The 7,286-nt window shown below is 63.0% G+C and carries 8 protein-coding genes and 1 pseudogene; 5 read left to right on the top strand and 4 right to left on the bottom strand.

Translation table 11 applies throughout. From position 1 onward, the window contains the following. The first annotated feature begins 219 nt into the window (after positions 1-219). The 3 genes from ABZ412_RS24825 (at position 220) to ABZ412_RS24815 (ending at position 2,332) form a co-directional block, all read left to right on the top strand. Positions 220-717 carry a hypothetical protein gene (locus ABZ412_RS24825; protein ID WP_357284187.1) on the top strand — a complete coding sequence of 166 codons (498 nt, stop codon included), beginning with the start codon at positions 220-222 and terminating at the stop codon, positions 715-717. A 195-nt stretch (positions 718-912) separates the two neighbouring features. Next, positions 913-1,788, top strand: a complete 876-nt coding sequence (locus ABZ412_RS24820; protein ID WP_357284186.1) for a hypothetical protein — start codon at positions 913-915, stop codon at positions 1,786-1,788. Positions 1,789-1,969: 181 nt separating this feature from the next. After that, complete coding sequence (locus ABZ412_RS24815) at positions 1,970-2,332, top strand: hypothetical protein (RefSeq protein ID WP_357284183.1); 363 nt, start codon at positions 1,970-1,972, stop codon at positions 2,330-2,332. 199 nt (positions 2,333-2,531) lie between these two features. On the opposite strand, the gene ABZ412_RS24810 is transcribed toward ABZ412_RS24815, so the two are convergent. The 3 genes from ABZ412_RS24810 to ABZ412_RS24800 all read right to left on the bottom strand — a co-directional run bounded on the left by ABZ412_RS24810 (position 2,532) and on the right by ABZ412_RS24800 (position 4,684). Then, complete coding sequence (locus ABZ412_RS24810; protein WP_357284180.1) at positions 2,532-2,993, bottom strand: hypothetical protein; 462 nt, start codon at positions 2,991-2,993, stop codon at positions 2,532-2,534. A 208-nt stretch (positions 2,994-3,201) separates the two neighbouring features. Then, entirely contained in the window at positions 3,202-3,831 is a 630-nt protein-coding gene (locus tag ABZ412_RS24805) for a LysE family translocator (protein ID WP_357284178.1), read from the bottom strand. 211 nt (positions 3,832-4,042) lie between these two features. Further along, positions 4,043-4,684, bottom strand: a complete 642-nt coding sequence (locus ABZ412_RS24800; RefSeq protein WP_357284175.1) for a hypothetical protein — start codon at positions 4,682-4,684, stop codon at positions 4,043-4,045. A gap of 455 nt (positions 4,685-5,139) precedes the next feature. Here ABZ412_RS24800 and ABZ412_RS24795 point away from each other — a divergent pair, with 455 nt between their 5' ends. Both ABZ412_RS24795 and ABZ412_RS24790 read left to right on the top strand, forming a co-directional pair. Next, positions 5,140-5,631: a hypothetical protein gene (locus ABZ412_RS24795; RefSeq protein ID WP_357284172.1), complete on the top strand. Its 492-nt coding sequence runs from the start codon at positions 5,140-5,142 to the stop codon at positions 5,629-5,631. Between the two features lie 57 nt (positions 5,632-5,688). Then, on the top strand, positions 5,689-6,144 hold the full coding sequence (locus ABZ412_RS24790; RefSeq protein WP_357284169.1) for a hypothetical protein: 456 nt from the start codon (positions 5,689-5,691) through the stop codon (positions 6,142-6,144). Between the two features lie 247 nt (positions 6,145-6,391). On the opposite strand, the pseudogene ABZ412_RS24785 reads toward ABZ412_RS24790, so the two are convergent. After that, positions 6,392-7,248, bottom strand: a pseudogene (locus ABZ412_RS24785) (ADP-ribosylglycohydrolase family protein). Positions 7,249-7,286: the final 38 nt, after the last annotated feature.

Below are 7,286 nucleotides of genomic sequence, written 5' to 3'. Positions count from 1 at the left end.
CCGACTGACGCCATACGGCCAGGCCTGCAAATCATCCTGGACTCTGCAGGTATGTGCACTCGCCGGCCGCGCTTGCCGCTGGTGCCGAAGGCTCGGGTTGCGGCAGAATAGTGCGTTCTTTCGGTGGGCCCCGCTTCGCGCCAGCAACGGCCATGTCGGAGGTTTCGACTAGGTTCAGCTCACTGATGGTTGATCGTGATGGCGGGGAGGGAGTTCGGCGTGGGTTGGAAGGTGAACGGGCTGATCGTTGAGGGGCCAGTGGATGCTGCTCGACTTCCAGGTCGACCGCGCGACACAGGACAGACCCTCGACATCGACGCCGTTTACGAACACCCCTGCGATTATGGCATCGCCGTAGTCGGCGGGTGGACCTTTGTCGCCGACCCCGAGTTTCGGGTGAGCTTCAACGATGATGCGGTGCTTCAGGTTTCGCCCAATGGACGAGCTCTGGCATGGGTGACCAACAGCGTTTCCACGCTGCACGGCTTCGCGTGGTACGTCGACGGAGCCCCGATTCGTCGTGTCGTCTATGCGGAGGGCGAAGTTGTCGATGAGAGTGGGGAGCAGCTTCGCGAGGAAGCTTTGGCACCGGAACCTCTGAGTGAGGACTATGTCTTCGAGATGATCGAGAGGCTGACTGGAGAAGGCTGGGGCGACGGCGCCGACGCTATGTATCGCGTCTGGACTTGCACCGAACAAGTCACCGCGAAGAACTGAGGTCGCTCCCAGACCCTCCCTTCTGCTGTTGACCCGCTCATCGGCAGAAGCGAACATTCTGCACAGCACCGGGTCCCGGCCGCCGGCGCCCCGCGCTGGCCGGTTCGGTCAGCGCGACATGCGGCAGAATAGTGCAGTCGTACTCGAGCAGGGTCATCCGAGATCCTGGACGCTTGCCTGGTAATACTGTCGCTGATGACTGACCTGGACACCATCCTCAACGCCCCCACGCCCGTAGCGGCCCGTGCATTGGAACAGGCCAGCAAGGGTGATCGCTGGTGGATGTTTGAGCATCAACAGTGCGATATGTTCGCCCAAAATCACTCGTGGGTCGAATCCCGGGAGCATCTGACCGATCCTCGTATTCGACTGCGGGTGGCGCACGCGAGAGTGCTTCGATACGAAAGTATCTCGGCGGCGTCCCTGGTGAAGGAGCAGCCTCGAGATACCACTCTCGACGAGGCCGGATTCTGGTCGGTGCCATTGGAACTACAGCCCTGGGAAGCGCGCTGGTGGAACGCCGAAGATCTGCGGGAGTACTACGAAGGAGGTAGTGCGGGGTGGACCGGCGCGACCAACCGGTTCCCTCCCAGGCAGTTCAAGTTCCCGATCCTGCTGCCTACCGGACAATTTCGAGGTCGGATCCGGCAGCTCGAAGAAGTCGGTGCATTCGCGCTGTCCAACTGGCTCGAGCGGGTAACGGTTGTCCACGGCACAGCGGAGCAGGCGGCAGCCCACCGGTTCGAGGTTGCTGGTTGCGGCGATCTCGAGGATGGCGTCCCAGCGGCAGTTGTCGACTTCGCGAGTGCCTACCCGGCTCTGGTCGGAATCCTCCGCGGCGAACAGGCCTACTGCGCCACTGTCTCCGAAGCGCTGGGACGGCTCAAGCTGTGGCGCCTGCTTAGTGTCCTCGCCGGCTCGCCCCTCGCTTCGGACATAACGAGCTTTGTCGATCGTGTGCGGTGCGTGACGTGGCACGATCCCTGCGACGAGAGCCTCTACCTGCACTTGGCGATCGAAGACCCGGTGCAGGGCATCTCCTGGGCGTTGGATGGACAGGACTTCGACTGAGCCGCACTGAAATCGGCAGTAGCGGACGTTCTGCACCGCACCGGGATCCGGCCGCCCGCGCCCCGCGCTGACCGGTTCGGTCAGCGCGGTATGCGGCAGTAGCGGACATCTGGATGGCGAGCTGGCGGGTGGAAGATTTCCTGCGGTCGCGACGAGAGTTCGAAGATGCGATGCTCGGGCTGTGGGTGAGTACTTCTGGCCGGACGCTGAGGTGGGACCACGGGCACATCATGCATGGCCAGCGACGGTGGAATCGTTGCCGGTTGGCAGCCATGTGACAGGCAAGGTCATCGGGCGGCAGCAGTTCGGCGTCTTCATCAGCATCGATCAAGCGCCGGATGCGGTCGGTCTCGTCAGGGTTACCGCTCTGCCTCGGGACACGGATCTTCCTACCCAAGGAGAAGCTGTCGAGGGTCAGGTGCTCTGGCACGAATCGCGAAACTGCCAGGTGATCGTGACTCCTCTGGAGAGTCGTGAACTCGAACCCGACGCTGTCTCCGTCCACCGGTTGGACGTTCTAAGAAGGGCATTGAGCGGCGAGTAAGCCGCGAGATGAGCACGGGGCCATTGGTCCTAAGATGCAACGCCGACAGGTTCGAACAGCCCCATAAGCGGTAGTAGCGGACGTTCCGCCTGCCTCGGATCGGTACGGCCAGTTGATCTTCCGGCGCCTCGCGCTGGCCGGTTCGGTCAGCGCGACATGCGGCAGAATAGTGCGCATTGGGATTGCGCGCGGTATGCGGTCAGGGCCAGAAGACGCAGTCATCTCGAATGAGGAGTGCCTGCGATTCCAGATCCTCGTACCAACGAAGTCGCCCGATCTCCACCGATCCATCTGCCGCGACCCTGCCGAAATTCACATGGCGATACAGCCAGACCAACAGGCCTTCCAGCGCTTCGAAGTCCTCGGGATGAACCTCTTGCCGGGCTTCCAGACGCCACCCGCCTGCGGTCTCTTCGAGTCGAGAGCCGAGCATGCCGTCGATCTTCCACGCAGGACCGTCCTGGCCTAGAAACGGTTGCGGGTCGGTGCAGATCAGCTCCCCATCTTCATCCTCGACAACAGCGACGTAGCCCCTACCGAGTCGTAGCTCATCCTCAGGCGCTTCCCCCTGGCCGACCTGCCAGCGCAACTCTGCGATGTCCTCCCTCGACAGGTCGGCGCGAAGATCGAGGGAAATCACGAGCTCGTAGATATCAGCCACTGTCACACCGTATTACGGGCCAACGACAGATTCGATCGACCACATCGAGTGCTCGGTAATCGGCTGGCCAGTAGCGGACGTTCTGCACCGCACCAGGTTCCGACCGCCGGCGCCCGCGCTGGCCGGTTCGGTCAGCGCGGTATGCGGCATTACAGGTTGTCACGCTAGCCGTTTCAAGGCCGGTTGCTGGCACCAACTTGGCCGGGGGTCACCGGTGGCTGGAAGCCAACTTCAGGCCGAACCCAAGCAATATGGCTCCGGTGACCGTGTCCATCGCACGTCGCACGCTTTCTCGGTTCAGCCAAGTCTTCGCCGCGCCCGCAACGCTGATGATGACCGTGAACCAGACCATGCCTTCCACATTGTGCACCACCGCGAGAACGCAGCCCATCAGCAGATGTGGCACTCCGTCCGGCAAGAACTGCGGCAGCATCGCAGCGTAGAACACACCAACCTTCGGATTGAGCATATTCGTGCCCAGCCCGCGCGCCCACGCACCGAACACGCCTCGCGATGAATCGTCCACTGCGGCTTCAGTGGTCGCAATTGGGCGTTCGAGGCCAGTCCGAATCATGGCGATACCCATCCACACCAAATAGATTGCGCCGACAGTCCGCAGCACCGCGTAGGCGACCTCCGACGCTGTCAACAGCACCGAGACCCCCGCGGCGGCAGCCGCGCCCCACATCAGGGTGCCGCACCCGATCCCGACAGCCGAGGCGAACGCGTAGCGGCGGCCACGGCTCACCGCAGCCCGCAGCACGAGCGCGGTATCCAGACCAGGAATGAGGGTGAGTAAGCCAGCGACCGCGGCGAAGGATAGCAACGAGTGCAGCACCTGCACAGCGTATTCGGCCACCACCTCGAAGCCGGTGTGGATTCACACGCTCATCGGCAGAAGCGGACGTTCTGCACAGCACCAGGTTCCGGCCGCCGGCGCCCCGCGCTGGCCGGTTCGGTCAGCGCGCCATGCGGCATGTCGGTGCGTTCGCAGGGTCGTACATTTACCCCGATCCTGCCTCGTGCCATGCAAGGACACCGCGCCCCGTTCAGCGCTCGACGAGGACCGCCGCATCCACATACCGTGGATCGCGGGCGATCGCAGCGAACCTCGACTCGCCCTCGGTGCCAACCGATTCCTCCACCTCGGCCAACTGGACGAGCAAATCGAAGTAGCTCGCCTCCGCCGTCCGTAGCTGCGCGACCGTCTCCGTGAGATCGATATCGGCGGCAAAGCGCGCCCCATCGACGCCCACCGACAGAGTCGCCAGCCATGCGTCCGAATCGGCCGCGAACATCGCCCCGCTGGTCTCGGCCCAGAACAACACCACGCTCGGCGTCACCGCCGAGCTCAACCGACCTGCCGCGGCGAGCATCACCAGCGAGGTGTAGATGTTCGACTCACAGAACCCGAAGTGCATCAGATACGCCTCGAGCGCTGCCTCCCGATACCTCAGCACATAAGTCAGTCCACCGGTGTCCTCGTCGAAACAGTCGGCGAAATACTCCAGAGGCGTGACACCCTGCTCGGCCTGCCGCCAATCCGGTGTCTTCCCTTCCCAGAACCACCCGTCGTACATCGCACCGTGATTCTCCATGGCCTCCGGGCCCGGCGCCGGTGTCTCCAACCACCGCTCGAATTCGGCCCGCCTCATAGGAATTCGAGCAGCAACAACGAACGTGTCCGACACAACCGGCTCCTCATCGATTCGATGGCACGGGCCATCCCAGGCCCAGGGGCCATCCTAAGATCACAGCGCCTCGGCAACCTGATCATCGATCGGTCCTCGGCATGAGCGGATGTGTGCCGGGAGCTGGAACGTGATGGCGAACCCATCGTATTGCTGAATTTCGACCCCGCAGGAAGATCGGTAACTGGGATCGAGGTGCTCGATGGCCGCGATCCTTCCATTCCGTCTGCTTGAACTGGCAAGCGGCAAGCAAACAGACGAGCGTGGGATTGGTCAGCGCAGGACGCGCGTATGTGTTCGGGCTTCCTCGGATGAACACGGGCAGTTGATCTTCGGCAGGTCCGGTCTGGCTGATTCGGACCGCGCGGTAACGGCAATAGCGGATGTTCCAGGCGGAGCCGCTACCTCTCGCAATGGCATGGTGGCCGCTGTAGGTGGCGCGATAGGGTTCTGGCGTGCCGCACGCCATCACCGCGATGATCTTGCCCTGCCCTGTCAGTGCTGAAGCAGCGGACCGATGGGACCTGATGCCGGTATCGCTGCGATGCGATCTCACGCTACTGCATGTGACCCACTATTACACTGCGTATTGGCAAGCACGGCTGGGGATTTCGAGCTACTTCGAACTCCCTTCCGAAGCGCCAGGGCTGTTCCCTCGTGAGGGTGTCGTGACGACGATTGCGGCTGAATTGGCGACCCGACCCGACCCGGCATTCGCTGTGGTGCTCACGGACTACTTCGGCGGCGTCGGAGACCAGTGGGCAGCGGTATCGGTTGGCGGTGGTCCGGTTCGGTCGGTGAACACCATCAACACGGCGTTGCGTGCGCTGGGCATCAGCGCTACGGCTGGATCGGATGAGTTCGACACGGTCGGCCTGGCGGCTCATAGATCGACGCCCGACTACCTCGACCGGTACGTCGATCTGTGCGACGAGCTCGGTGTTTGACCCGATACTTCCCGATCTTGGATTACCGTGCAGAGAACGGGAGGAGGTTACGCGCACATGGACCTTCACGTCGGTGACCTGCTCCAGATCTCATGCCCCGCCACCCCTGCCCGAGTTGTCGAGAAGTCATCGAGCTACCTCGTAGTCGAGTGGCCTTGGTGGACCGTGGATCCCCTGGCACAGGGTGCGAGCTGGAACGGATGTGTGGCAATCACGATTGATCCCTCGTCCTACGACTGGGAACGCGAACTTTTCAGCACCGAACCGGCTCCTGCGCAACTGAATCCGGGCGATATCTGTCGTATCGGCATTCCACCGACCATCGTCCGCGTACTTTCCGTCGACACCTTCGACCCGCCACTGGAAACCGGTTATCTGCCTCGGCCGCGTCGGCTGGTAACCGTGCTCCCCGCGAACCAGCCGGTCGACGTCGAATCCGAAGACCAGGGCTATTCTCTGGATCCCGACGACGGCATACCCATCACCTTCGCGCCCGCCCCGCCCCGAGGCTGATCTGGTTCAGCGTGGAGCGGCTCGGTTCATGAGCAGTGAAGTCGAAATCGGTTCCGGCACAAGGCGGTATGCGGTGTACTGCCGCATAGCACCACGCACGCTCCTCGGCATGAGCGTGCACTGCCGCGGTCGTACGGCGCTCTGTCGTTCGATCTTCCGATGCCCCGCGCTGGCCGGTTCGGTCAGCACGGTATACGGCAAAGTACTGCGTTCGGCCGTCTGCGGAAGAGCAGGGTTCGCACCTGGATCATCTTGTGAGCGTGATCGCCCATTCCGGTAGCGGTTCGCACCGTTCGAGCCAGTCGAGCGGTACGGGATCGGAGGTTGGGCGGGCACCGAGGATCCCGCCGATGATCGCACAGGTGGTATCGATATCACCGCCGGCCGCAACGGCCGTCCAGATGCGTCGGCGAAATCAAGCCCGTGGTGGGCGACGACCCAGAGGCTGAAGGGCACGGTATCGAGCGCGGAGGTGTCGTGGCCGACGCCCAATTCCACAGCGGCAGTGCCAGAATCGTCGATGGACTCCGCATGCCTGAGCCTTTCTCGGACCGGTCCGTCGGGCACCTGAGCGGCGACCACATCGATGAGTTCGGCACCATGGAGTTGCGGTTTCGCCTGGGATAAGGCGGCAGCAATTGCGACCGCGACTGCTCCGGCTACGGCATCGGGGTGGGTATGGGTGATCTCCGCCGATGCCGTGGCCTCGATGACAGCCTGATCGATGTCGTCGGCGAACCAGGCTCCCAGCGGCGCTACCCGCATCGCGGCGCCATTTCCCCAGGATCCGCGGCCCTCGCGCGTTTGTTGGGCGAGTTCGCGCCAGTGATATCCCTTTTGGCGGATCAGCCGCAGGATCCGACTCGTTCCGGGGCCGTATCGGCGATAGATGTCGTAGTGCTCGGCGAACGATTGGGCCAACGCGTCCTGACTGATTCGGCCGTGTTCACTCAGGACTGCGAAGATCGAACACGCCATCTGAGTGTCATCAGTCCACAACCACGGACCGGGCAGCACTTTCCGCTCCCGAAGCGCGCCATGGTTGATCGGATCGTCGAAACACGACCCGAACGCGTCCCCCACCGCCAGGCCCCGCAGCGACATCAGCGCCCGTGATCGGCCATCAAAGCTCATCCGACCAG

The organism is Nocardia sp. NPDC005746 (assembly GCF_040630785.1).
Lineage (GTDB): Bacteria > Actinomycetota > Actinomycetes > Mycobacteriales > Mycobacteriaceae > Nocardia.
This window is presented reverse-complemented; position numbering and strand designations above follow the sequence as displayed.